A 22,385-nucleotide genomic window follows, 5' to 3' on the forward strand; every position below is an offset into this window, starting at 1 on the left:
GCATTTCTCTCATCGATGGTGAATGGTGTGGTAAATGTCGCCGATCAGTTGGACGTCCTCGAATGCAGGCGAAAAATCCCTTGCTGAACCAGACCTGGGCTCTCGGCCTGGTATTGGCCGGAAAAACCGCTCGCCGAACACGCCCCGACCATTTTCAGCAGAAAGCCTTCGTTCATCCATCCCTGCATCATACATTGCCCTTCCTGATACTGTCCCTGCAGGACTCCGGTGGCGAACAAGGGCGGGAAAACCCGGATTGCAGCCGTCACGCCGGTGCCGAAACGACGCAATTGAAACTGCACCTGGGCGGTCGTGCCGACGGTGAGATTGGTGGCGGTTCCTTGCATCATGACGTCGAAGCCGGTCTGTTTATCGGGCACCGCGACCGGCGGCAGCGCGGGCTGGCGCTCCACGGGCGGCTCCGACCTGGCTGACTGGGATTCCTGTCGCACCGGCTGACGTTCCTTCTGCGAGGCGCTTTTCAGCGCGGCCAGACGACGCCGGGCAACGGCAGCAAACTTGCCATCCGGGTACTGTTTGAGGTAGTCCTCGAAATCGGCGGGGTCCTGGCTGGTGCGCACCGACTCCCAGAGCGACAACTGGACCGCCATCGGGTCGACGCCCGCCACCGGCGGCGGCTGGACGGCAGGCGCCGCCGGCGACTGGACGACCACCGTGGTCGGCCCAATGAAATAGAAGTCCTGGGTCAGCGACGAATGATCCCAGGGAATCTGTTTGCCGTTGGTCTGTTCCTTGACCTGCTGGCGTACACGGGTCAACATCTGCCGCACCTCCAGTCCGGGTGCTGCCAGATTTTTCAGCAAGGCTTCGGTGAACGGGCTATGGTCGGTCTGCCCGTCTTCCGCCACATTGCCTGGCTGGGTGGCGAAAACGATCAGCGATCCCTCGCCGGCAGCAATCTGGGCCAGACCGCGGCCAACGGCGGCTGAACGGGTCCCCATGCTGCGTGCCAGGGAACGAGAAAAGGGGTTGTCGCGACAAGCGTCGAGAAAAATCAGGCTGACCGGGGTCGAAGTTTCCATCTGCGTCAGGACCAGGTCGGCGTCGACGGCAGCAAAAGGCAGCGAGCGCTCGTTTTCGATCTTGGCATCTGCCGGCACCAGGTAATTCCGGCCGCTAACCTGGAGGCCATGACCCGCGTAGAAGAAAAGACCGACCTTGGCGCCCTGCAACTGGTCACCGAAGCGCTTCACCGCCTGTTCCAGGCGGGTCTTGTCCGGATCGACGGCCAGTTCCACCTGGAAACCGAGTTTCTTCAGCGAATCGGCAACGGCGCGAGCGTCCCTGGGCGGGTTGGGTAGTGCCGGGGCATTCTGATAGGCGCCGATCCCGACGACCAGTGCAACCTGGCCCTTGGCCGGGGCAGCCACCACCGCACCCCAGCCAAGCAGCATGAAAAGCGTTGCCAGCAGCCGCAGGCATGGTCGTACCGCAGGCATATCGATCTCCCGCATCAATGACAAAGGGAAATCATACACCCGGCAGAGCCGGAGACGCTCACTGCGACAGCAGGTCGTAGAGGGCAGAGAACTCACCGGTCAGCTTGTGCCGGGGATCGAGGTGGATCATCGGCAGAGCCAGATGGTGCGACTCCCGGATCTTGATCGATGCTGAAAGGAAAGCGTCGAGGATCGGCAAGCCCTCGCCACGCAGTTCGTCAACCAGGCGCAGCGGCAGATTGGCCCGTGCCTGATACTGGTTGACGACGATGCCTTCGACGCGCAGGGAACGATTGTGGTCGCTCTGAATCTCGCGCACATTGGCGATCAGCGTATACAGGGCACGGCGTGAGAAATCATCGCAATCGAAAGGGATCAGGCAGGTATCGGCGGCAATCAGAGCCGAACGAGTATAGAAATTCAGCGCCGGCGGGGTGTCGATCCAGATTTCGTCGTAAGCTGCAATTTTCTCCAGTGCCTCGCGCAGCTTGTACATCTTGTAGCGCGATTCAAGCTTGGACTGCAATTCCTCGAGCCTGGGGTCGGCGGGCAGGAGGTCGAGACCCGGGAATGGCGTATGAATCACATAGGCACTCAACGCCTCGGGAAGCAAACGGTAGCCAAGAATATCCTCGAAGAAGTGAGCCAGGGTTTTCTGCTGCTCGTCCAGCGCCTTGCCGAGCAGGTAGCGGGACGCATTGGCTTGTGCATCCAGATCAATCAGCAGCGTTCGTCGACCTCGTGCTGCAGCGATGGCAGCCAGGTTGCTCGCGATGGTGGACTTGCCCACTCCCCCTTTTTGGTTGAAGACGACCCGGCGCATGATCTTTCCCAGTCCAGTCATAAGGATTTTAGGACAGTTTAGCCAACTCCGAGGCACCCGTCGAGGAGCAGGGACAGAAACCTGGGGGCTGGTCGGCAAGGAATGCAGGAAAGCGCTTGCCCCCGACAAGCCCTTTGTCCGAGAATTCACAGGGTAAGTGGTCGCCTTCGCAGCAAGGACAGGCACAGATTTGCCGGCGTGGCGCCGCTCCGACTTCTTTCAGGGAATTTCTCATGAAGCTGCGCCTGACGCTGGAGAACGCCACGGGATTACCAGCCACCGCCACTGCGAGCATCGAGTTCGGTGCCCGCGAGAGTCTCAGCATAGGACGCTTGCCGGGACTGGACTGGACCTTGCCGGACCCCAGCCGACTGATGTCGGGCAGGCATTGCGAAATCCGCCGCTCGCCTGAGGCTTACCTGCTCTACGACCTGTCGACCAACGGAACCTTCATCGATGGCAACACAAACCGGCTGACCAGTCCGCATGCCTTGCAGGACGGCGAGCGGCTGCGGGTCGGCGCCTACCTGATCCGCGTCGAACTCAGGAACGACGGCGAGCCAGTCAGACACGACGACCTGGCCAACAGTCATTCTCCGCCGGCCACCGAACCGCTGCTGCGATTGACGATCGAGAGCAAGCCCAGCGCTGCCGACCAATATCCTTTGACGAAAACGCTGGATCACCAAGGAGTGCTCAGGATCGGCCGGGACGACAGTAACGACTGGACGCTCCCCGACCGAACCGGCGGAATTTCCCGGAACCATTGCACGATCCGCTTCACAGACGGCGCATTCGTTCTCCAGGACACCTCTTCCAATGGAACCTTCGTCAACCACAGTAGCGACCGCATCAACGACCGCGTCAGCGGCAGTTACCCACTATGCGACAAAGACCTTCTGCTGGTTGGCCCTTACCTGATTGCCGTACAGATCACTGGCCTGGGGAACACTCCCCCGGACGACACGACCACCAGCGGCGGCACCGACCAACCCGCGCCTGCCCCGGTCGCAGTCGAACCACCCCCTGCCCAGGCAGCACTCGTGCGTCCCGCCGGCGGTGCGCGGCGCGGCGGTGACCCGGCATTGCTGCTTGCCGACCTGCCGTCGCTTGCCCTGCCGCCGGCCGAGCGCGGCACCGACGGGACGCCCGCGAGCGTGCCTGCAGCCGACGACGGCATGACCCTCCTCGCGCGGGTGGCCAAGACACCGCCAATACTGTTGAGCGAACCGGTGGTCACCCGGATTGTCGCGGAAGCCGCCCCTTCGCCCTCACCCGCCGCCGCCACCGACCCCACGCCGCCAGCGCAAGCGGCGACCGGCGACTACGTACTGGCCAGCATGGCCAGAGGACTCGGGCTGTCGCCCGAAGACCTCGACCAAACCGATGCCGCCGCGCTGGGCGAACGACTGGGGCAACTGCTTCTCCTGATCACCGACGAGATCCGGCCATTGCTGGCCTTGCGCAACGCCGCCTTCGAGCAGCCGCCTGGGGTACGCCCCGGCCCGGCCCCCAGCAATCCGCTCAGCATCATGCCGACCAGCGAGGAAGCGCTACGCGTACTGTTCGGCCCGCCCCGGCGGGCCTACCTGGACAGCCATCAGTCTTTTCAGACCAGCCTCGCCGAACTGGCCGAATACTTCCGGCAGACTGATGCTGCCATTCGGGCCGCGGTACAGATACTGGCCAACGAACTGGCCCCCGAGGCCATCGAGCGGGCGGCGTCGGCCGAGAACCGCATTGGCCAATTGCTGAGCTCGCGCAAGGCCAGGCTGTGGGACCTCTACGTCGAGCGTTGGGGCAGCCGTCAATCCTTGCAGCCACACCGGCCGGTCAGATCCTTCGTCGCCACCTTCGCTGGCGAAACGGCTCGCGGCGACAAAGGGGAAGAGAATTGATCCGCTCGGCGCTTCGGCAACTCGAGATCAGCGGCCCTTGCGCGCACTCGCCTGCCGACCAGCAGCTGGCCAGGCAAGATGAGCGCGAAGCCGGCGCAGTCGACCCGGATCGGACGAGGTTCCCTTCAGGATTGGCTTTTCCTTATGGCAATGATCAGCGCCAGCACGCGGGCGCAGGAAGGCTCCGATGAAGTTTTTCAGCTATACCGATCCCGACCAGCAGGTCACCGAAAAAGTCACTCCGGCGAGCGTGCGGCCAGTTCTGCGAGAGTTCTCGGACGATGAACTCGACAGCCTCGACAGCTTCGTCGCGGGGTTGCGCTTTGCCACCGGCAGCCGGATCATCACTGCTGGCGAGCGCAGCGATGCCTTGCTGATCATCGTTTCCGGCAGCATCCGCCTCACCGCTGGCGCAAGCGGCCAGGCCGAGCGCGAGGTGGACGTTCTCGTCGAAGGCGAAGTATTCGGGATCTCGTCCTTCCTCGATGGCGAAGCCAGCGCGATCACCGCCACCGCCCTACAAAGTACCGAGCTGCTGGCCTTGCGACGGGATTCCTTCGCGCAGTTGGCGGCCTGGAAGCCGGCGCTGGCGATCGCCCTGCTCCAGGATCTGGCGGCCTATACCAGTCGGCGCCTGCGCCAACTGCAGACCGCGTTTTGAGCCTTGACCCGCGAAACCATGCCATGAGCCCAGAGCACTTCTTCGCCAATTACACCAAACGCACGTCAGCCCTGCCCAAACCGGTGTGGCAGGTGTTGCGCGTCCTCACCCTGCTCGCCACCCTCGGCTTTGCCGTCCTGCTGGCGGTCGATCCCGCCGTCGGGCTGAAGCTCTGGTGGGGTCTGGCCATTCCGGTCCTGCCAGCGGTGCTGGTGATTGCACCCGGACTTTGGCGGCAGGTCTGCCCGATGGCCTTCCTCAACCAGATTCCGCGCATGACCGGCACCAGCCGCAGCCTGCCGCTTCCTGGCAAATGGAAGGAACATGCCTTTCTCATCGCCGTCGCTATCTTTCTTGCCTGCGTTGCCGCCCGCTCACCGGTTCTCAACCATGCGGGCGGACTGGTGGCCGCCGGCATCGTCGGCGTGCTGATCGCGGCCTTGGTCGGCGGCCTGGTGTTCGCCGGGCGCAGCGGCTGGTGCGGGACCTTCTGCCCGCTGGGGCCGATCCAGCGTACCTATGGCCATGCCCCACTGATCGTCGTCCCGAACGGCTATTGCCCAACCTGCGTCGGCTGCCAGAAGAACTGCTACGACTTCAATCCGCGCGGCGCAATCTTTGCTGACCTCGTCGATTCCGACCCGCGCTACGCCAGCCAGCGCCGCCTGTTCATCGGCCTGCTGCCGGGACTGATCGGTGCCTATTTCCTGCAGGGACCGACGCAGACCTATGGCTACGGACTCTATCTGGCGATCCTGCTCGGTGCCTGCTGCGCATCCGCCGGTCTGTACGCCATCGCCACCAACTGCTTCCCGCTGTCGCCGCATCGCGTCGCGGCCACTTTCGCCGCCGTCGCGTTGGCCATCTTCTACTGGTTTGGCGGCCCCATCGTGCTCGGCACCCTCTCTTACTTCCTCTCCTTCACGGCGCCGGAATGGCTGACGGCCGCGAGTCGCGGTGTCGGCGTGGTCGGCGGACTGATCCTGCTCGGCGCCAGCCTTTACGCCGAAGGCCTGTTCGCCAAAGCCGCTGCCAAACCCGCCCAGCGCGTCCCGGATTCGAGCGGCAAGACGCAGATGCATACTCGTTTCGGTGGCAAGCAGGGAGCGGAGGTGACCGACCGGGAAACGAAGATCGCCTTCCCGGTCCCGAAAGGGGCAACCCTGCTCGATGCCATCGAGGGCGCCGGTCTCAAGATCAACTACGGTTGCCGCGCCGGCCTCTGCGGTGCGGATGCGGTGGTCGTGTGCGCAGGCAGCAAGTACCTGTCGCCAGCCGGGGACGACGAACTGGCGACGCTGCGCCGACTCGGGCTGGAAGGCAAAGCACGGTTGGCATGCATGTGCCGGGTCAGCGGCCCGGTGCTCATCGACCGCGACCCGAATGCCGCAACAGCGGAACAAACCGAGGCAACATCTGCCACGCCGGAAGTCGACCATGCGCTCGGCACAGGCGTTTCCCGGGTAGTGATCATCGGCAACGGCATCGCCGGCACCAGCACCGCGGAACAATTGCGCCGCCTGAGCGCCTCGTTACAGATCGACATGATCACCAGCGAACCGCTCCACTTCTACAACCGCATGGCCATCGGCCGGCTGATCTACGGCCGCACCGGCATGGACGGACTGCAACTGATCCCGGATAACTGGTATGCCAGGAACCGCGTCGAGGTCTGGCGCAACTCGATCGCCCGTGCAGTGGATCGACAGGGCAAGACCGTTCTCCTGGCTACCGGCGAATCCCTGCCCTACGACAAGCTGATCCTTGCCACGGGAGCCCACTGCACGACACCGGACCCCGACTTCCTGTCGTTCGACAACGCCTTTGTCCTGCGCTCGGCGGAAGACGCACAGGCACTGCGCAATTACGTACAACTGCGGCGTGCACGTCACGCGCTGGTCGTCGGCGGTGGCGTACTCGGCGTCGAAGCCGCCGACGCCCTGCACCACCTCGGGCTGCAGGTCACGCTCCTGCAGCGATCGGATCGACTGATGAACGCGCAGCTCGACCATCAGGGCGCCGCCCGACTGACCGCTTACCTCGAAGGCATCGGTATTCAGGTCCTCACCGACGTCGCCATCAGCCGCTGGGAAGGCCAGGGTGAGACACTGCGTGCCGCCTGGCTGGCGCATGGGCCGTGCGCGCGGGCGGACTTATTCGTCGCCTGTCTCGGCATTGGCACCAACGCGCAACTCGCCCGCGCCGCCGGTCTGGAAGTCGGCCGCGGCATCAAGGTGGATTCGTGCATGCGCACCAGCGACCCCGACATCTATGCCGTCGGCGACGTTGCCGAACTGCCTGGTGCCATTGGCGGCCTGTGGACCATCGGCGCTGCCCAGGCGGCAACAGCCGCCAACGCACTGCTCGGCAAAAAGCAACCGTATCAGGCGCCACGCATCGTCCTGCAGCTCAAGTGCGACGGGATCGACCTGCGCAGCTTTGGCGAGATCGCTGCCAAGCCTGGCGATGAAGAATACACGGCGGGGCCAAACGACGCGGCATGGTGGCGCCTGATCCTGCGCCAGGGCGAATTGGTCGGTGCCCTGTACGTCGGCCCGCCGCGTTCGGCCAAGGATTTCACCCGCGTCGTGCAGGCCGGCGCCGACCTGACACCGATCCGGGCGGATTTGCGGCGCGGAAATCTGTCAGGTCTCGCAAAGCTGGTGACGGATTGATCCGCTTGCCATGCTCCGGGACGTTGCTGGTGTCAAGGACCCTACGGCGTACCCAGCACGCGCCGCGGCTGCAGCCTGCCCGCGTCATCGAGTTCGCCGAGACCCAGAAGTTGCTTCCCAGAATAGACTCGGCATCGCCCTGGCGAACCGACGATGCAGACCGGATTACCATGGACAAAGCGCAAACCTGCCGCATCGTCCAGATGCACTGCCGGCAGGCTCTGGAGCAGTGTGTCCGGCGGTAGCAGCCAGTCTGCACGGGCTTCTTCGGCCAGCGTAGCCAGTTGATCGAGCGTTATCGCATCGGCAATCCGCAACGTGCCAACGGCGATCCGACGCAGAACCGTCAAATGCGCGCCGCAAGCGAGTGCCGTGCCAAGATCCTCGGCCAGGCTGCGAATATAGGTGCCCTTGCTGCAGGCCACCCGCAGACGACAGCGGTTCTGCGAGAAATCAAGCAGGCACAGTTCGTGGATCGTTACCGCGCGTGCCGCACGCTCGACTTCAATTCCCTGCCGCGCCAGTTTGTAGAGCGGTTGGCCGTCGCGCTTGAGCGCCGAGTACATCGGTGGGGTCTGGAGAATCGAACCGCGGAAACGGCTCAGTGCGGCTTCGAGTTCGGCGCCCCCGAAGGTCACCGGGAACTGCATCACGACCGTACCGTCGGCATCGCCGGTATCGGTCCGGATACCGAACAGGAGTTCCGCTTCATAGGTCTTGTCGGCCGCCAGCAGATCGACCGAGAACTTGGTCGCTTCGCCGAAACAGACCGGCAGCAGCCCGCTGGCCATGGGATCGAGTGTGCCGGAGTGCCCGGCCTTGGCTGCCGAAAACAGCCGCCTGGCCGTCTGCAGCGCAGAATTCGAGGACATCCCAGTCGGCTTGTCAAGGAGCAACACGCCATCGACACGGCGCCAGCTTTTCCTAACGGTCATGACTTTTCCAGGCACATCCGATCATGAAAGTCATGACCGTTTCCCTCTCCCCCGACCCCTCCCCCGCGAGTGGGGAGGGGAGATTCGTGAGTCGCTGACGCGACTTCCACATGAACGGTCATGACTTTTCCAGGCACCTCCGATCATGAAAGTCATGACCGTTTCCCTCACTTGCCGGGTGGATTCGGGTTGGCGCGCCAATTCAGATCAAGCCCAACTCAGGCCTGGTCCGGTTCTTCGCTGTGATCCGAGATCGCCGCTGCGTCGCTGATCAGCTTCGCGATCTGTGCGCCACGCTCCAGCGAGTCGTCGAAAACGAAATGCAGTTGCGGGATCATGTGAATGCTGATGCGCTTGCCCAGCTCGCTGCGCAGAAACCCGGAGGCCTGCTGCAGGCCGGCCTGCACCGAGTCGAGCGTCTCGCTACCCGCCATGCTGCTGAAGTACACCCTGGCATGCGCGTAGTCCGGACTGACCTCGACCTCGGTGAGGCTGATCATGCCGACGCGGGGATCCTTGAGTTCGCTCCTGATCACCTCGGCCAGCTCGCGCCGGATCTGTTCCGAAACCCGGTCTCGCCGTGAAAATCCCTTGTTCGAAGACACTTAGAGAGTCCTCGCGACTTCCGTGACGTCGTACACCTCGAGTTGGTCGCCTTCCTCGTAGGCACTGAAGTTCTTCAGCGAAAGACCGCATTCGAAGCCCGCCCGTACTTCCTTCACGTCATCCTTGAAGCGCTTCAGCGACTCGATCTCGCCATCCCAGAGGACGATATGGTTGCGCAGCAGGCGCGCGCGCGAACTGCGCTTGATGAGGCCTTCGAGTACATAACAACCGGCGATGGTACCGATCCGGGTAGCGCGGAAGACCTGTCTGATCTCGACCAGGCCGGTGACGTCTTCGCGCTTCTCGGGGGCAAGCATTCCCGACAGCGCAGCCTTCACTTCGTCTACCGCATCGTAGATGATGTTGTAGTAGCGAATATCGACCCCGGCAGCTTCGGCTGCCTTGCGTGCGCCAGCGTCGGCACGCGCGTTGAAACCGATGATGACCGCTTTCGAGGCCTGCGCAAGGTGTACGTCAGACTCGCTGATCGCGCCCACAGCGGCGTGGATGACGTTGACCTTGACTTCACCGGTCGAGAGTTTCTGCAAGGACTGAACCAGCGCCTCCTGAGAACCCTGAACATCGGCCTTGATGATCAGTGCCAGAACCTTGGCCTCGGCTTCGGTCATCTGCTCGAGAATGCTCTCGAGATTGGCGGCCTGCTTCGTAGCCAGCTTGACGTCGCGGTACTTGCCCTGGCGGAACAGGGCAATCTCGCGCGCCTTGCGTTCGTCAGCGAGCACCACGGCTTCCTGTCCGGCGGCGGGCACATCGGAGAGACCCAGGATCTCGACCGGAATCGACGGTCCAGCCTCCTTGATCACTTTGCCGTTTTCGTCGAGCATCGCCCGTACCCGACCAAATACCTGACCGGCGAGCAGGATGTCGCCCTGGCGAAGCGTTCCCGAGAGGACCAGCATCGTCGCCACGGGTCCGCGCCCGCGGTCGAGGCGTGCCTCGATGATCAGGCCCTTGGCTGGCGCATCCCTGGGCGCTTTCAGTTCGAGCACTTCCGCCTGCAGCAGAACGTTCTCGAGCAGTTCGTCGATACCGACACCGGTCTTTGCGGACACCAGGACAAAGGGTGCATCACCGCCGTACTCCTCGGGCACCACCTGTTCGGTGACCAGTTCCTGTTTCACCCGATCGGGCTGGGCACCCGGCTTGTCGATCTTGTTCACGGCCACGACAATCGGCACTGCCGCCGCCTTGGCGTGGTGAATTGCCTCCCTGGTCTGGGGCATCACCCCGTCATCGGCAGCAACCACCAGAATGACCAGATCGGTCGCCTTGGCACCGCGCGCGCGCATCGCCGTAAATGCCTCGTGACCCGGCGTGTCGAGGAAGGTCACCATGCCCCGGTCGGTCTGCACGTGATAGGCGCCAATGTGCTGGGTGATGCCGCCTGCCTCGCCACTCGCCACACGGGTACGGCGGATGTAGTCGAGCAGCGAGGTCTTGCCGTGATCGACGTGTCCCATCACTGTCACCACGGGTGCGCGCTGCTCGTGCGGTACGTCCTTCTGTTCGACGTCGCTGTCGTCGAGGAAGGCATCGGGGTCGTCAAGCTTGGCAGCAAACGCCTTGTGGCCCATCTCCTCGACGATGATCATCGCCGTCTCCTGGTCCAGCACCTGGTTGATGGTCACCATTGAACCCATCTTCATCAGGGACTTGATCACTTCGGTCGCCTTGACGGCCATCTTGTGCGCCAATTCAGCGACGGAGATCGTTTCCGGGACATAGACCTGGTGAATCACCGGTTCAATGGGCAACTGGAAAGAATGCTGCTCTTCTTCGTCGCCCACACCGCGGGCAGTTCGCTTGCCGTGCTTATTGTCCCGCCAGCCCGTGCCACCGGTGGCGCCGCGTGTCTTCAGCCCGGGACGCTTGTTGGCACCTTCGTTCTTCCATTGTCCCTTCTTGTCGGCGACCTTCTTTTCGGGCGCTTTCTTTTCGGCCACCTTCTTGTCGGCCGCCGCCGGTTTGGCCGCCGGCTTGTGCAGCGTCTTGTCTTCCGCAGGCCGCTCACTCGCGGTCTGGGCGGCAACCTGTTTGGCCACCCCGGCAGCCTTGGCCGCGACCGCCTTGTTTTCTGCATCCTGCTTCAGGCGAAGGAGGTCGGCGCTGCGTTGCTGCTTGCTTTTGAACTCGGCTTCCTGGCGGGCGCGCAACTCGGCGTTACGCCGCTCTTCCTCGGCGCGCAGGCGCTGCTGCTCCTCGCCGATGATCGAAGCACGCGTCACCACTTTCTTGGCGCTCACCTTGGCGTCGGCCACCACCGGCGCTTCTGTTTTGGCATCGACGACCGCTGCAGAAGGCGTCTCGGCGACGGGCCTGGATTTCGCTTTGGCCGGCAACGCTTCAGCCTTCACGGCCACCGGTTCTGCCTTCACGGTCACCGGCGGTACGGATTTCTTGACCCTGGCTTCGACGACGGGTTCAGCTTTTACTGCGACAAGCGGCTCGATTTTCTCGGTTTTCACCTCAACCGGCGGTGCCGATCGGGCTTCAACGACCTTCTCGGTCACCGTGATCGGCAGGACCGGCGGCACCGGCAATTCGGCGCGAACTTCGGGTGCCTCCCGCTTCACAAGAACGCGTTTCTTGCGGACTTCGACCTGCACCGTATGCGATTTTCCGTGTGAATCCTGCTGCCGGATCTCGGTCGTCTCCTTGCGCATCAGGGTAATCTTGGTCTTCGCATCCGTCTGACCATGCGCCTTGCGCAAATAATCCAGCAACCTGGACTTGTCCTGCTCGGACAGCAGGTCATCGAGATGTTTCTTGGCCACCCCGGCTTTATGCAATTGCTCGAGCAGCGAAGCAACCGGCATCTTCAGCTGTACGGCAAATTGGGCAACACTTGTTTGCGCCATGTGAATTCCTCTTTCCCCGCTTACTCGAACCAGTGCGCACGCGCCGTGGTGATCAGTTGTTTGGCCCGTTGCGCATCAATGCCGGTCATCTCCGTCAGTTCGTCGACTGCCAGATCGGCAAGATCGTCGCGCGTCTTGATATCATGACCAGCCAGTTGTCCGGCCAGTGACTTGTCCATCCCTTCAAGGCTCAGCAGATCCTCGGCGACGTTACCGATTTTTTCCTCGGTGTCAATGGCCTCAGTGAGCAGAATGTTACGCGCCCGCTCGCGCAACTCCTGCACCGTGACCTCGTCGAAGGACTCGATCTCGAGCATCTCGTGCAGTGGCACATAGGCCACTTCCTCGAGAGTCGAGAAGCCTTCGTCGATGAGGATGTTCGCCACATCCTCGTCGACATCGAGTTTCTCCATGAACAGTACGCGAATCGCCGCCGCTTCGGCCTCGACCAAGGTCTTCGATTCTTCCTCGGTCATCAGGTTGATCGTCCAGCCGGTCATTTCCGACGCCAGGCGAACATTCTGGCCACCACGGCCAATGGCGATTGCCAGGTTCTGCTCGTCGACGACCACATCCATGCTGTGCTTGTCTTCATCGACGATGATCGAGCTGACCTCGGCCGGCGCCAGCGCGCCAACCACGAACTGCGCAGGATCAGCCGACCAGAGCACGATGTCAACCCGTTCGCCAGCCAGTTCATTGGTTACCGCCGTGACCCGCGAACCACGCATGCCGACACAGGTACCGATCGGATCGATCCGCTGGTCGTTGGACTTGACGGCAATCTTGGCGCGCATGCCAGGATCACGGGCAGCCGCCTTGATCTCCAGCAGGCCATCATCGACTTCCGGAACTTCCAGCGCGAAGAGCTGAATGATGAACTCCGGAGCGGTACGCGACAGGATCAGTTGCGGACCGCGGGCGGAGCGGTCGATGCGCAGCAGATACGCCTTGACACGATCGCCGACGCGCAGGTTCTCGCGCGGAATCATCTGGTCACGCGGCAGCAGTGCCTCCATCTTGCCGGTTTCGACAATCGCATTGCCGCGCTCCATGCGCTTGATCGTTCCAGTCACCAGATGCTCCTTGCGTGCCAGGAATTCACTCAGCACCTGTTCGCGCTCGGCGTCACGAATCTTTTGCAGAATCACCTGCTTGGCCGCCTGCGCGCCGATGCGCCCAAAGTCGATGGGTTCGAGAGACTCCTCCAGACAATCCCCGATCTCGACCTCGGGGTCCTGCTTTTGGGCTTCCGACAGCGGCACCTGCTGTTCCTCGTCGAGAAAGTCTTCGTCGGCAACGACTTCCCAGCGCCGGAAGGTCTCGAAGTCACCGGTTTCGCGATCGACTGCGACACGCACATTGGCGTCGTCATGGATGCGCTTCTTGGTAGCCGATGCCAGCGCCAACTCCAGCGCGCCGAAGACGATCTCTCTGGTCACGTTCTTTTCACGTGCCAGGACATCTACCAGCAGCAAGATTTCGCGGCTCATTTCCTCATTACCTCCTAACGGTCATGACTTTTCCAGGCGCCCCCGATCATGAAAGTCATGACCGTTTCCCTCTCCCCCGGCCCCTCTCCCGCGAGGGGAGAGGGGAGATTCGTGAGTCGCTGACGCAACTTTCACACCAGCTTCTCGCCCGGTTTCATCGTGTCGAATTTTGGAACCACCCGTGCCTTGTCAAGATTGACCAGATCGAATTCCATCTCGCCTACATCGGTCTGCAGATGCACCTTGCCGTTGTGCAAGCCAAGCAGGACGCCACTGAAATTTCGCCGACCGTTCAAGGGCAGGCGCAGCTTGAAACTGATCTCCGAACCCGCGAAACGCTCGAAGTCAGAAGCTTTCTTCAATGGTCTGTCCATTCCCGGCGAAGAGATCTCAAGACGGTCATAGTCAACGTTTTCAACGGTCAACACGCGAGAAAGCTGATTGCTGACCAGTACACAGTCTTCGATATCCACGCCGCGCGGCTTCTCCGGTTTGTCGATGAAAACGCGCAGAACGCGGCCACGCGGGCTGCGTTCAACGTCCACCAGCTCATAGCCAAGGCCAGTTACCGTGATTTCAAGTAGTTCGTGCACATCCATGGCTGCAAATAAAAAATGGGCGAGAAGCCCATCCCAGAAAATTGCCCCTGCGGGGCCAATCACCCCCTCAGGGGCGAGCAGAAAACCGTTGGATTATAACGAAAATATTGGCAACGGTAAATCAGCCCGTGAGCGGGCAACGCCCCTCAAGCGGGTCGCGGTCGCCGCGGCGGGCGGCCGGAATCGGCACTTGCCATGCCGAAATCGACCAGCAGCTTCTTCACCTCGGCCTCGGTAAGCTCGTAAACCTGCCCCCGCTTCAGGCTTGGCGGCAACACGAAAGGACCATAACGAACACGCATCAGGCGACTGACAACCACGCCGACGGCTTCGAACATGCGCCGTACTTCGCGGTTGCGACCCTCAAAAAGCGATACGCGGAACCAGCGGTTGGCGCCCTCACCGCCAGCTTCCTGAAAGCTCGCGAATTTTGCCGATCCATCGTCGAGTTCGATGCCATCGAGCAGGCGCTGACGGGCATCGCCGGGCAGGTCGCCGAGGATGCGCACCGCGTACTCGCGGACCAATTGATAGCGCGGGTGCATCAGTCGATTGGCCAGGTCCCCCGAGGTGCTCAGCAGCAACAGTCCACTGGTGTTGAAGTCGAGACGGCCGACTGCCACCCAGCGTCCGGCCGACATCCGCGGCAATGAGGTAAACACATTCGGCCGATGCTCTGGGTCGTTGCGCGAAACGATCTCGCCTTCGGGCTTGTGATAGAGGATGACCCGCGGCAAGCGGTCGGAGAAGCGCAACTGCACCAGCTTGCCATTGACCTTGATCCGGTCACCCGGGCTGACCGTCTGTCCGAGGTGCGCCGGCTCGCCATTGACGTGGATGCGACCGGCGCTAATCAGCGATTCCATCTCCCGGCGTGAGCCGATGCCGCTGTTGGCCAGCAGCTTGTGCAATCGCTCCGGTTTGCCTGCAGGTTCCTGGTGACGAGTGCGCCGGGCCGACTCGCCGGCGCTCGTTCCTGGTCCCGGGCGTACGTTCCTGGTCGCAGCGGCAGACTCCGGCGCCGCCGGTGGTCGTCGCTGTGCCGCTGGCGGCGTGGCCGGCGCCGCCGGACGTGGCGAACGAGGGGATTCGGTTGGAGTGCGGCGTTTGTTATTGGGCATCAGCAAGGTCCAGTGTGGAATTGATTGGTTCGAGTGCAGGCAACTCGGCGAGACTGCAGAGACCCAGGTCGTCAAGAAATTTTTTGGTCGTCGCCAGCAGTGCTGGTCGACCGGGCGTATCGCGATGACCAACGACTTCAACCCAGCCACGCTCTTCGAGCACCCGAATCACCTGTGTGGCAACCGTCACACCGCGGATGTCCTCGATGTCGCCACGCGTCACGGGCTGACGATAGGCGATGATGGCCAGCGTTTCCAGCACTGCACGTGAATAGCGCGGTGGTTTTTCCGGGTGCAGCCGCTCCAGATAGGGCATGTACTCGGCACGCGTCCGGAAACGCCAGCCGCTCGCTACCGGCAGCAGTTCGAGCGGTCGCTCGCGCCACTCGCTGTGCAGCTCGTCGAGCAGCCCGCGCAGGACCTCGGCAGTGACCTGGTCGGCGAACACCCTGCGCAGATCGGCCAGCGTCAAGGGTTCCCGAGTGCTCAGCAACACTGCTTCCAGCACCCGCTTGACTGCCGCACGATCGAGGGGCAGCGCGGCCGGCAGCGCCGTCGCCTTACCGGGAGTCACCATGGGTATCGGCCAGGCGCAGATAGATGGGAGCGAATGCTTCCATCTGGGTCATTTCGAGCAGACGCTCACGCGCCAGCTCCAGCAGGGCAAGAAAGTTCACAACCAGCACCGGCGCACCCAGGGTCGGATCGAAAAGATCGACAAACTCGACAAAACCGCCTGCATCGCGCAGGCGGCGCAGGATCAGCGCCATGTGCTCGCGCACCGACAGTTCCTCGCGCTGCACCAGGTGCCGGGTATGCAGTCTGGCCTGCCGCAGGATGCCGCACCAGGCGTTCTGCAGATCCAGCACCGTCACTTCCGGCAACCGACGCAGCAAGGTTTTCTCGACCCAGACCTCGACCCAGTCGAAATCACGCTCGGCTTGCGGCAGTTGATTGAGGGCCTGCGCGGCCAGCTTCATCTGCTCATATTCAATCAGTCGTCGTACCAGTTCGGCGCGCGGGTCTTCTGCATCGTCGCCGACAGCAGCTTTCGGTCTCGGCAACAGCATCCGCGACTTGATCTCGATCAGCATTGCGGCCATCACCAGATAGTCAGCGGCCAGTTCGAGGTTCTGTGAGCGCATCGCTTCGACGTAGACCAGATACTGCTCGGTCAGTGGCGCCATCGGAATGTCGAGAACATTCACATTGGCCCTGCGAATCAGGTACAGCAGCAGATCGAGCGGCCCCTCGAAGGCGTCGAGCATGACCGCCATCGCATCGGGAGGGATGTAGAGGTCGTGCGGCATCTGCACCAGCGGCTCGCCGTAAATCCTGGCCAGCGGACTGACCGCAGCCTCGACCGGTGACACTGCCACAGCGATGGTCGCACTAGTGCTCATCGCGGATCGACGAACTGCACATCATTCAATGTGAAAGTCGCGTCAGCGACTCAAGAATCTCCCCTCCCCCCTCGCGGGGGGCGGAGGCGGGGTTTCGCGGAGCACGGCTCCGCGCCGCCGTAGCCGGCCCGCAATGCTGCGCGGGCCGTGGGAGGGGTCGGGAGGCGAGAGGGGGAATTCGCGGAGCCTCCTCCGTGCCCATCGAGCGACTCCGGCGTGCCAGCCGGAATGCGTCCTGCAAGAGAGGAAAACGGTCATGACTGGCCTGATCGGAGGTGCCTGAATAAGTCATGACCGTTAACGGTAATCCATTCCCATCGCCTGGCGCACGTCGCGCATCGTTTCGCGCGCGAGATGGCGCGCCTTGCTGTTGCCGTCGGCAATGATCGATCGCACCAACTGCGGATCATCCAGAAAGGGTTGTGCGCGCTCGCGCATGGGCGCCTGCTCGCGCAGGATGGCGTCGATCACCGGCTGCTTGCAGTCCAGGCAACCCATGCCGGCGCTGCGGCAACCTTGCTGCACCCAGGCCTGACAGGCCGCGTCCGAGTACACCTGATGCAGTTGCCAAACCGGACATTTGTCCGGATCACCGGCATCGGTGCGGCGAATCCGCGCCGGGTCGGTCGGCATGCGCCGGATTTTTTGCGTCACCGAGACGGCATCCTCGCGCAGCGTGATCGTATTGCCGTAGGACTTCGACATCTTCTGGCCATCGACCCCCGGCATCCGCGAAGCCTCGGTCAGCAGCGCACCCGGCTCGACGAGAATCATCTTGCCGGTGCCTTCGAGGTAGCCACGGAGGCGCTCGCGGTCGGCGTGTGACAGGTCATGAACTTCGTCGAGCAACGCATGCGCCTGCTCGACCGCCGCCTGCTCACCTCTTTCCTGAAAACGTGTGCGCAATTCTTCATAACGGCGAGCCCGCTTCGATCCGAGCTTCTTGACCGCCTCCCTGGCCTTGTCCGCGAAACCCGGCTCGCGCCCATAGAGATGATTGAAGCGGCGCGCCACCTCACGCGAAAACTCGATGTGCGGCACCTGATCCTCGCCTACCGGCACCTTGTCGGCTCGGTAGATCAGGATGTCGGCCGACTGCAGCAAGGGATAGCCGAGAAAGCCATAGGTCGACAGATCCTTGTTCTCGAGTTTTTCCTGCTGATCCTTGTAGGTCGGCACCCGCTCCAGCCAGCCCAGCGGCGCCATCATCGACAGCAGCAGGTGCAGCTCGGCATGTTCGGGTACTTGCGACTGAATGAACAGGGTCGCCCGTGCGGGGTCAACGCCGGCCGCCAGCCAGTCGACGACCATCTCCCAGGTAGAATCGACGATGCCTTGTGGGTCATCGTACTGGGTGGTGAGAGCGTGCCAGTCGGCAACGAAAAAGAGGCAAGGATACTCATACTGGAGCCGCACCCAGTTCTTCAGCACCCCGTGGTAGTGGCCGAGATGCAGGCTGCCGGTCGGGCGCATCCCGGAGAGGACTCGTTCTGCGTACATGTTCTGGATTCAGGATGGTAATTGAAAAAGGGCATCGATCAGTCCGCCAACGAGTTGCATCACCGGTGTCAGAAGCGAACCCAGCACCCCGGTAAACAGCAGCAGCAGCAGGATCGGAAAGCCAAAGCGCTCAATTTGCGCAAAGCGCCAGGCGGCTTCTGGCGGCAGCAGGCTGACGGCAATCCGCCCACCATCGAGCGGCGGCAAGGGAAACAGGTTGAGCACCATCAGCGCGATATTGATCGAAATACCGACCTCTGCCATGCGTGCCATCGGCAGGCTGAAGAAGTTGAGCGGTAGCAGCAAGGCCAGCTTGAACAACGCGGCCCAGAATAGCAACATCGCGAAATTGGCTGCCGGGCCGGCGGCAGCCACCCACAACATGTCGCTCTTCGGATGATGCAGGCGACCGAAATTCACCGGCACCGGCTTGGCCCAGCCGAACAGGATGCCTCCCGTCGACAGCAGCAGAATGATCGCCGGTACCAGAATCGTTCCCACCAGGTCGACATGCTTGAGTGGATTGGCCGTGATCCGCCCGGCCTGCCAGGCGGTCGGATCACCGAAGTGGCGGGCGGCATAACCATGCGCGGCTTCGTGCAGGGTAATCGCGAGGATGACCGGCAGCGCGGCAATGGCAATCGTCTGGATCAGCGCCTGCATGCAAGTTCCTCAGTCAAGTCCCACCGGCGCCAGCGCACCGAGTCCGGCGCGCACCAGTACCGGCAGCGCAGCGGTCAGATCAACCACCGTCGTCGGCTCGGTCCCGCAAAAGCCGCCGTCGAGGATCAGTTCGAGCTGGCTGTCGAGCCGCTCACGGATTTCCCAGCCTTCGGTCAGCGGGTCTTCGTCACCGGCGACGATCAGGGTCGAGGTTAACAATGGCTCGCCAAGCGCTTCGAGCAGGGCCAGTGTGACCGTATGTGCCGGAATGCGCAGCCCGATGGTCTTGCGCCTGGGGTGCAGGACACGCCGTGGCAGCTCGCGGGTTCCCTCGAGAATGAAGGTATAGCTGCCCGGCGTCGTCGCCCTGAGCAGGCGATAGCGAGCATTGTCGACGCGCGCGAACTGGCCGATCTGCGATAGGTCGCGGCACATCAGCGTCAGGTGGTGCCGGTCATCGACACCGCGCAGACTGCGGATTCGTTCGACTGCGGCCTTGTCGCCGAGATGGCAACCAAGAGCGTAACTCGAGTCTGTCGGCAACGCGATGACCCCACCCTGGCGGACGACTTCGGCCGCCTTCTGCAGCAGCCTTGCCTGCGGATTGTCGGGATGAATCGTGAGGTACTGAGCCATGACACGTTCCTGCAGCTCAGAACCACTGCCAGACGGGCTTCAAGCCCTCCGGCAATGGTGCCAGTTTGCCCAGATCGACATGACTCTCGCCCGGCCCGTGAAAATCGGAGCCGCGCGACGCCAGAAAATCGTATTCCCTGGCCAGGCGACCGAAAACCTCCACATGCTCCTGCGTATGACTCCCCGACATGACCTCGATTGCCTGCCCGCCCAAGGCCTTGAAGTCGCCGAGAAAGCGCCGCATCTCGGTGCGCGACAGCTTGTAGCGCCCAGGGTGCGCCACCGCCGCAATCCCGCCGGCGCCAAGAATCCAGCGCACGGCATCGGCCAGCGTCGCCCAGCGATGATCAACATAACCCGGCCGACCAGGAACCAGGTACGATTCGAAGACGCTGCGCAGGTCCTTGCAGACGCCACTTTCAACGAGATAGCGACCGAAATGCGCGCGGCTGACCAGGCTCGGGTTGGCCGCATAACGCATCGCGCCTTCGAAAGCGCCGGCGATGCCGACCTTCTCGAGCGCCGCCGACATGCGCCGCGCACGCTCGATCCGGCCCGAGCGGATCGTGGCCAGACCGTCGTTCAATACCGGATCGGCGCTGTCGAAAGCGAAACCCAGGATATGAATCTGCAGCGCCTCCCACTCGATCGAGATCTCGACGCCGTTAACGAAGGCCATCCCCAGTTCTTCCGCCATCGCCTGTGCCGACGGTAGGCCATCGAGGTCATCGTGGTCGGTCAACGCCAGCATGTCCACGCCATTCGCCGCCGCACGACGGACCAGGTCGTCCGCAGAAAGGAGACCATCCGAGCAGGTGGAATGACAATGGAGATCGCAGTTGAACACGTGGATAGACCCATGGGGGCAGCCGGAAACCGGCAACTGCCCATGATAACACAGGCGAAGGTCTGCTCCCGGTCACATGTGCCGCTCGCGCCACGGTAAATTTGTTTTCCCAATGAGCCGTCGACTGTCCATTCTTGAATGGTTCAAGTCTCAAGGCTCTGGCTATCAGACACGAATCAACGCGGTCCTGCGCGCATTCCAAGAGGCGTCAGCTTAACGTCATGACTTTTCCCCGCTCCTCGGACCTTCCGACGGCCCGCGCCGCATCGCGGGCCGGCTGCGGCAGCGCGGAGCAGTGTTCGGCGAAATCCTGCCTTCGCCCCGCGAGAGGAGGGGCGATTCGTGAGTTGCATACGCGAATTTCATATTAACGGTCATGACTTTTCCAGGCACCCCCGATCATGAAAGTCATGACCGTTTCCCTCTCCCCCAACCCCTCCCCCGCGAGGGGGGAGGGGAGGCTCGTGAGTCGCATACGCGACTTTCACATTAATGGTCACGACCGTTAGCGGGATTTGCCGCCGCCCTTCAGCAAAACCCACAGGGCGCCATCACCGCCGTCGCTGGGCGGCGCGTGGCAGAAGGCCTGGACATCCTTGTAGTGACTCAGCCAGGCCTTGACCAGGTGGCGCAGAACCCCTTCCCGCCCCGGCGAACCGTGGCCGCGGCCGTGCACGATGCGCAGACAGCGCTTGCCGGCAGCCAGAGCTTCGGCAACGAACAGCGACACCTGCGCGTGCGCCTCGTGGCGATTCATGCCATGGAGATCGAGATGATCCTGGATGCTCCAACGACCGCGGCGCAAGTCACGCAGCAGGGTGCGCGGCAGCCCGCTGCGCAGAAACGAGTCGGCACCGCCAAGGTCGAGCCAGTCGTCGATCGCCAAGGGGGCATGCAGCAGTTGTACCAGAACCGCCGCTTCGTCGAGTTCGCGCTGCCGTGGCCACGGACTCGGCTTTGGCGCATCCAGACTGACCCGATCGAGCTTGCGCAAGGGCGTCGCGCCGTCGACAGCGGCACGAAAAGCGGCCAGATCTTCCGGGCTGGGTCGCGGCGTCATCGCAGACATCGCTCCTCACATCGGCAATGCCTCAGCCAGCCAGGCCAAGGCTATCAAGGTAACGTTCGGCATCGAGTGCCGCCATACAGCCGCTGCCTGCCGAAGTACAAGCCTGCCGGTAGATGTAATCCTGCACATCGCCGGCAGCGAAGACACCGGCAACCGACGTGGCCGTGGCATTGCCGTTTTGCCCGCACTGAGTCAGCAGATAGCCACCCTGCATGGCCAACTGGCCGACAAACAAGTCGGTGTTGGGTTTGTGGCCAATGGCGATGAAAACCCCCGTCAGCGACAGGTCTTCGGTCTTGCCGGTCAGCTTGTCGCGGATGCGCATGCCGGTCACGCCGGACGGGTCACCAAGCACTTCGTCAAGCGTGCAGTTCCAGCGGATCGTGACTTTGCCGGCCTTTTCCTTGGCAAACAGCTTGTCGTGCAGTATTTTTTCACCGCGCAGCTTGTCGCGGCGATGCACGAGGGTGACGTGACTGGCGATGTTCGCCAGGTACAGCGCCTCTTCGACCGCAGTATTGCCACCGCCGATGACGGCGACCGGTTGGTCACGATAGAAGAAGCCGTCACAGGTCGCGCAGGCGGAGACGCCGCGGCCAGCAAAGGTTTCTTCGGACGGCAGGCCCAGATACTGGGCTGAAGCACCGGTGGCGATGATCAGTGCATCACAGGTGTAGGTACCCGAATCGCCGATCAGCACAAACGGCTTTTCGGTCAATCGGGCGGTATGGATATGGTCGAACAGAATCTCGGTTTCGAAGCGGCGGGCATGCTCTTCGAAACGCTGCATCAGCGCTGGCCCCTGCACGCCCGGTGCGTCGGCCGGCCAGTTGTCCACGTCGGTCGTGGTCATCAACTGCCCACCCTGGGCCATGCCGGTGATCAGCACTGGTTTGAGGTTGGCGCGCGCCGCATAGATGGCGGCAGTATAGCCGGCGGGTCCGGATCCAAGGATCAGCAGACGGCAATGGCGGGTGGCTTGGGTCATTTCGATGGGCTCTGGTCGTGGGTCACAGAAAAATTATAACCGGCAACGCTGGCCCCTTCGCGGCCAAGTTCATTGCGGCAGTGCTTCGAAAATCTTCCAAGTGCCTTATAATCGCGGCGCAAGCCCTTG

The 22,385-nt window shown here is 62.6% G+C and carries 20 protein-coding genes; 4 read left to right on the plus strand and 16 right to left on the minus strand.

Annotated elements, in window-relative coordinates:
• Positions 1-44: 44 nt before the first annotated feature.
• Together V5B39_RS12170 and V5B39_RS12175 are read right to left on the minus strand one after the other, a co-directional pair.
• Positions 45-1,460 (minus strand): caspase family protein, encoded by a 1,416-nt coding sequence (locus V5B39_RS12170; RefSeq protein ID WP_332343163.1) that lies wholly within the window; start codon positions 1,458-1,460, stop codon positions 45-47.
• A 58-nt stretch (positions 1,461-1,518) separates the two neighbouring features.
• Positions 1,519-2,283 carry a ParA family protein gene (locus V5B39_RS12175; RefSeq protein ID WP_332343164.1) on the minus strand — a complete coding sequence of 255 codons (765 nt, stop codon included), beginning with the start codon at positions 2,281-2,283 and terminating at the stop codon, positions 1,519-1,521.
• 233 nt (positions 2,284-2,516) lie between these two features.
• On the opposite strand from V5B39_RS12175, the gene tagH reads away from it, so the two are divergent.
• The 3 genes from tagH to V5B39_RS12190 all read left to right on the plus strand — a co-directional run bounded on the left by tagH (position 2,517) and on the right by V5B39_RS12190 (position 7,517).
• Entirely contained in the window at positions 2,517-4,181 is a 1,665-nt protein-coding gene (tagH, locus tag V5B39_RS12180; RefSeq protein ID WP_332343165.1) for a type VI secretion system-associated FHA domain protein TagH, read from the plus strand.
• Positions 4,182-4,368: 187 nt separating this feature from the next.
• Positions 4,369-4,842 carry a Crp/Fnr family transcriptional regulator gene (locus V5B39_RS12185; protein WP_332343166.1) on the plus strand — a complete coding sequence of 158 codons (474 nt, stop codon included), beginning with the start codon at positions 4,369-4,371 and terminating at the stop codon, positions 4,840-4,842.
• 23 nt (positions 4,843-4,865) lie between these two features.
• Positions 4,866-7,517 carry an FAD-dependent oxidoreductase gene (locus V5B39_RS12190; protein WP_332343167.1) on the plus strand — a complete coding sequence of 884 codons (2,652 nt, stop codon included), beginning with the start codon at positions 4,866-4,868 and terminating at the stop codon, positions 7,515-7,517.
• A gap of 41 nt (positions 7,518-7,558) precedes the next feature.
• Here V5B39_RS12190 and truB read toward each other — a convergent pair whose 3' ends face one another.
• The 12 genes from truB to V5B39_RS12250 form a co-directional block, all read right to left on the minus strand.
• On the minus strand, positions 7,559-8,452 hold the full coding sequence (truB, locus tag V5B39_RS12195; protein ID WP_332343168.1) for a tRNA pseudouridine(55) synthase TruB: 894 nt from the start codon (positions 8,450-8,452) through the stop codon (positions 7,559-7,561).
• A 218-nt stretch (positions 8,453-8,670) separates the two neighbouring features.
• Positions 8,671-9,057, minus strand: coding sequence for a 30S ribosome-binding factor RbfA (rbfA, locus tag V5B39_RS12200; protein ID WP_332343169.1), 387 nt, complete (start codon positions 9,055-9,057; stop codon positions 8,671-8,673).
• A complete protein-coding gene (infB, locus tag V5B39_RS12205; protein ID WP_332343170.1) occupies positions 9,058-11,937 on the minus strand; it encodes a translation initiation factor IF-2 in 2,880 nt (959 codons plus the stop codon). It abuts the gene before it with no gap.
• 20 nt (positions 11,938-11,957) lie between these two features.
• Positions 11,958-13,430: a transcription termination factor NusA gene (gene nusA / locus V5B39_RS12210; protein ID WP_332343171.1), complete on the minus strand. Its 1,473-nt coding sequence runs from the start codon at positions 13,428-13,430 to the stop codon at positions 11,958-11,960.
• Between the two features lie 131 nt (positions 13,431-13,561).
• Positions 13,562-14,029 carry a ribosome maturation factor RimP gene (rimP, locus tag V5B39_RS12215; protein WP_332343172.1) on the minus strand — a complete coding sequence of 156 codons (468 nt, stop codon included), beginning with the start codon at positions 14,027-14,029 and terminating at the stop codon, positions 13,562-13,564.
• A 146-nt stretch (positions 14,030-14,175) separates the two neighbouring features.
• Entirely contained in the window at positions 14,176-15,150 is a 975-nt protein-coding gene (locus V5B39_RS12220) for a pseudouridine synthase (RefSeq protein ID WP_332343173.1), read from the minus strand.
• Positions 15,140-15,727, minus strand: a complete 588-nt coding sequence (gene scpB / locus V5B39_RS12225) for an SMC-Scp complex subunit ScpB (protein ID WP_332343174.1) — start codon at positions 15,725-15,727, stop codon at positions 15,140-15,142. Before scpB ends, V5B39_RS12220 begins: the two co-directional genes overlap by 11 nt.
• The gene (locus V5B39_RS12230) at positions 15,711-16,553 is read right to left on the minus strand and encodes a segregation and condensation protein A (RefSeq protein ID WP_332343175.1); all 843 of its coding nucleotides are present in this window, start codon (positions 16,551-16,553) and stop codon (positions 15,711-15,713) included. The genes scpB and V5B39_RS12230 overlap by 17 nt, the downstream gene beginning before the upstream one ends.
• Before the next feature lie 297 nt (positions 16,554-16,850).
• Complete coding sequence (locus V5B39_RS12235) at positions 16,851-18,053, minus strand: tryptophan--tRNA ligase (protein ID WP_332343176.1); 1,203 nt, start codon at positions 18,051-18,053, stop codon at positions 16,851-16,853.
• Between the two features lie 9 nt (positions 18,054-18,062).
• Complete coding sequence (locus V5B39_RS12240) at positions 18,063-18,716, minus strand: site-2 protease family protein (protein WP_332343177.1); 654 nt, start codon at positions 18,714-18,716, stop codon at positions 18,063-18,065.
• A gap of 9 nt (positions 18,717-18,725) precedes the next feature.
• Complete coding sequence (locus tag V5B39_RS12245; RefSeq protein WP_332343178.1) at positions 18,726-19,352, minus strand: L-threonylcarbamoyladenylate synthase; 627 nt, start codon at positions 19,350-19,352, stop codon at positions 18,726-18,728.
• A 16-nt stretch (positions 19,353-19,368) separates the two neighbouring features.
• Positions 19,369-20,235, minus strand: coding sequence for a 3',5'-nucleoside bisphosphate phosphatase (locus V5B39_RS12250; protein ID WP_434735690.1), 867 nt, complete (start codon positions 20,233-20,235; stop codon positions 19,369-19,371).
• Positions 20,236-20,311: 76 nt separating this feature from the next.
• On the opposite strand from V5B39_RS12250, the gene V5B39_RS22195 reads away from it, so the two are divergent.
• On the plus strand, positions 20,312-20,416 hold the full coding sequence (locus tag V5B39_RS22195; RefSeq protein WP_434735691.1) for a BrnA antitoxin family protein: 105 nt from the start codon (positions 20,312-20,314) through the stop codon (positions 20,414-20,416).
• Positions 20,417-20,704: 288 nt separating this feature from the next.
• On the opposite strand, the gene V5B39_RS12255 is transcribed toward V5B39_RS22195, so the two are convergent.
• Entirely contained in the window at positions 20,705-21,259 is a 555-nt protein-coding gene (locus V5B39_RS12255; protein ID WP_332343179.1) for a Smr/MutS family protein, read from the minus strand.
• Positions 21,260-21,290: 31 nt separating this feature from the next.
• Entirely contained in the window at positions 21,291-22,256 is a 966-nt protein-coding gene (gene trxB / locus V5B39_RS12260) for a thioredoxin-disulfide reductase (RefSeq protein ID WP_332343180.1), read from the minus strand.
• Between the last annotated feature and the right edge of the window lie 129 nt (positions 22,257-22,385).

The sequence above is a fragment of the Accumulibacter sp. genome (assembly GCF_036625275.1).
Lineage (GTDB): Bacteria > Pseudomonadota > Gammaproteobacteria > Burkholderiales > Rhodocyclaceae > Accumulibacter.

Bases quoted from the DNA above. Each gene is read 5' to 3' on its own strand.
- V5B39_RS12170 (WP_332343163.1), bottom strand. From the start codon at position 1,460: ATGCCTGCGGTACGACCATGCCTGCGGCTGCTGGCAACGCTTTTCATG.
- V5B39_RS12175 (WP_332343164.1), bottom strand. From the start codon at position 2,283: ATGCGCCGGGTCGTCTTCAACCAAAAAGGGGGAGTGGGCAAGTCCACC.
- tagH (WP_332343165.1), top strand. From the start codon at position 2,517: ATGAAGCTGCGCCTGACGCTGGAGAACGCCACGGGATTACCAGCCACC.
- V5B39_RS12185 (WP_332343166.1), top strand. From the start codon at position 4,369: ATGAAGTTTTTCAGCTATACCGATCCCGACCAGCAGGTCACCGAAAAA.
- V5B39_RS12190 (WP_332343167.1), top strand. From the start codon at position 4,866: ATGAGCCCAGAGCACTTCTTCGCCAATTACACCAAACGCACGTCAGCC.
- truB (WP_332343168.1), bottom strand. From the start codon at position 8,452: ATGACCGTTAGGAAAAGCTGGCGCCGTGTCGATGGCGTGTTGCTCCTT.
- infB (WP_332343170.1), bottom strand. From the start codon at position 11,937: ATGGCGCAAACAAGTGTTGCCCAATTTGCCGTACAGCTGAAGATGCCG.
- nusA (WP_332343171.1), bottom strand. From the start codon at position 13,430: ATGAGCCGCGAAATCTTGCTGCTGGTAGATGTCCTGGCACGTGAAAAG.
- rimP (WP_332343172.1), bottom strand. From the start codon at position 14,029: ATGGATGTGCACGAACTACTTGAAATCACGGTAACTGGCCTTGGCTAT.
- V5B39_RS12220 (WP_332343173.1), bottom strand. From the start codon at position 15,150: ATGCCCAATAACAAACGCCGCACTCCAACCGAATCCCCTCGTTCGCCA.
- scpB (WP_332343174.1), bottom strand. From the start codon at position 15,727: ATGGTGACTCCCGGTAAGGCGACGGCGCTGCCGGCCGCGCTGCCCCTC.
- V5B39_RS12230 (WP_332343175.1), bottom strand. From the start codon at position 16,553: ATGAGCACTAGTGCGACCATCGCTGTGGCAGTGTCACCGGTCGAGGCT.
- V5B39_RS12235 (WP_332343176.1), bottom strand. From the start codon at position 18,053: ATGTACGCAGAACGAGTCCTCTCCGGGATGCGCCCGACCGGCAGCCTG.
- V5B39_RS12240 (WP_332343177.1), bottom strand. From the start codon at position 18,716: ATGCAGGCGCTGATCCAGACGATTGCCATTGCCGCGCTGCCGGTCATC.
- V5B39_RS12245 (WP_332343178.1), bottom strand. From the start codon at position 19,352: ATGGCTCAGTACCTCACGATTCATCCCGACAATCCGCAGGCAAGGCTG.
- V5B39_RS22195 (WP_434735691.1), top strand. From the start codon at position 20,312: ATGAGCCGTCGACTGTCCATTCTTGAATGGTTCAAGTCTCAAGGCTCT.
- V5B39_RS12255 (WP_332343179.1), bottom strand. From the start codon at position 21,259: ATGACGCCGCGACCCAGCCCGGAAGATCTGGCCGCTTTTCGTGCCGCT.
- trxB (WP_332343180.1), bottom strand. From the start codon at position 22,256: ATGACCCAAGCCACCCGCCATTGCCGTCTGCTGATCCTTGGATCCGGA.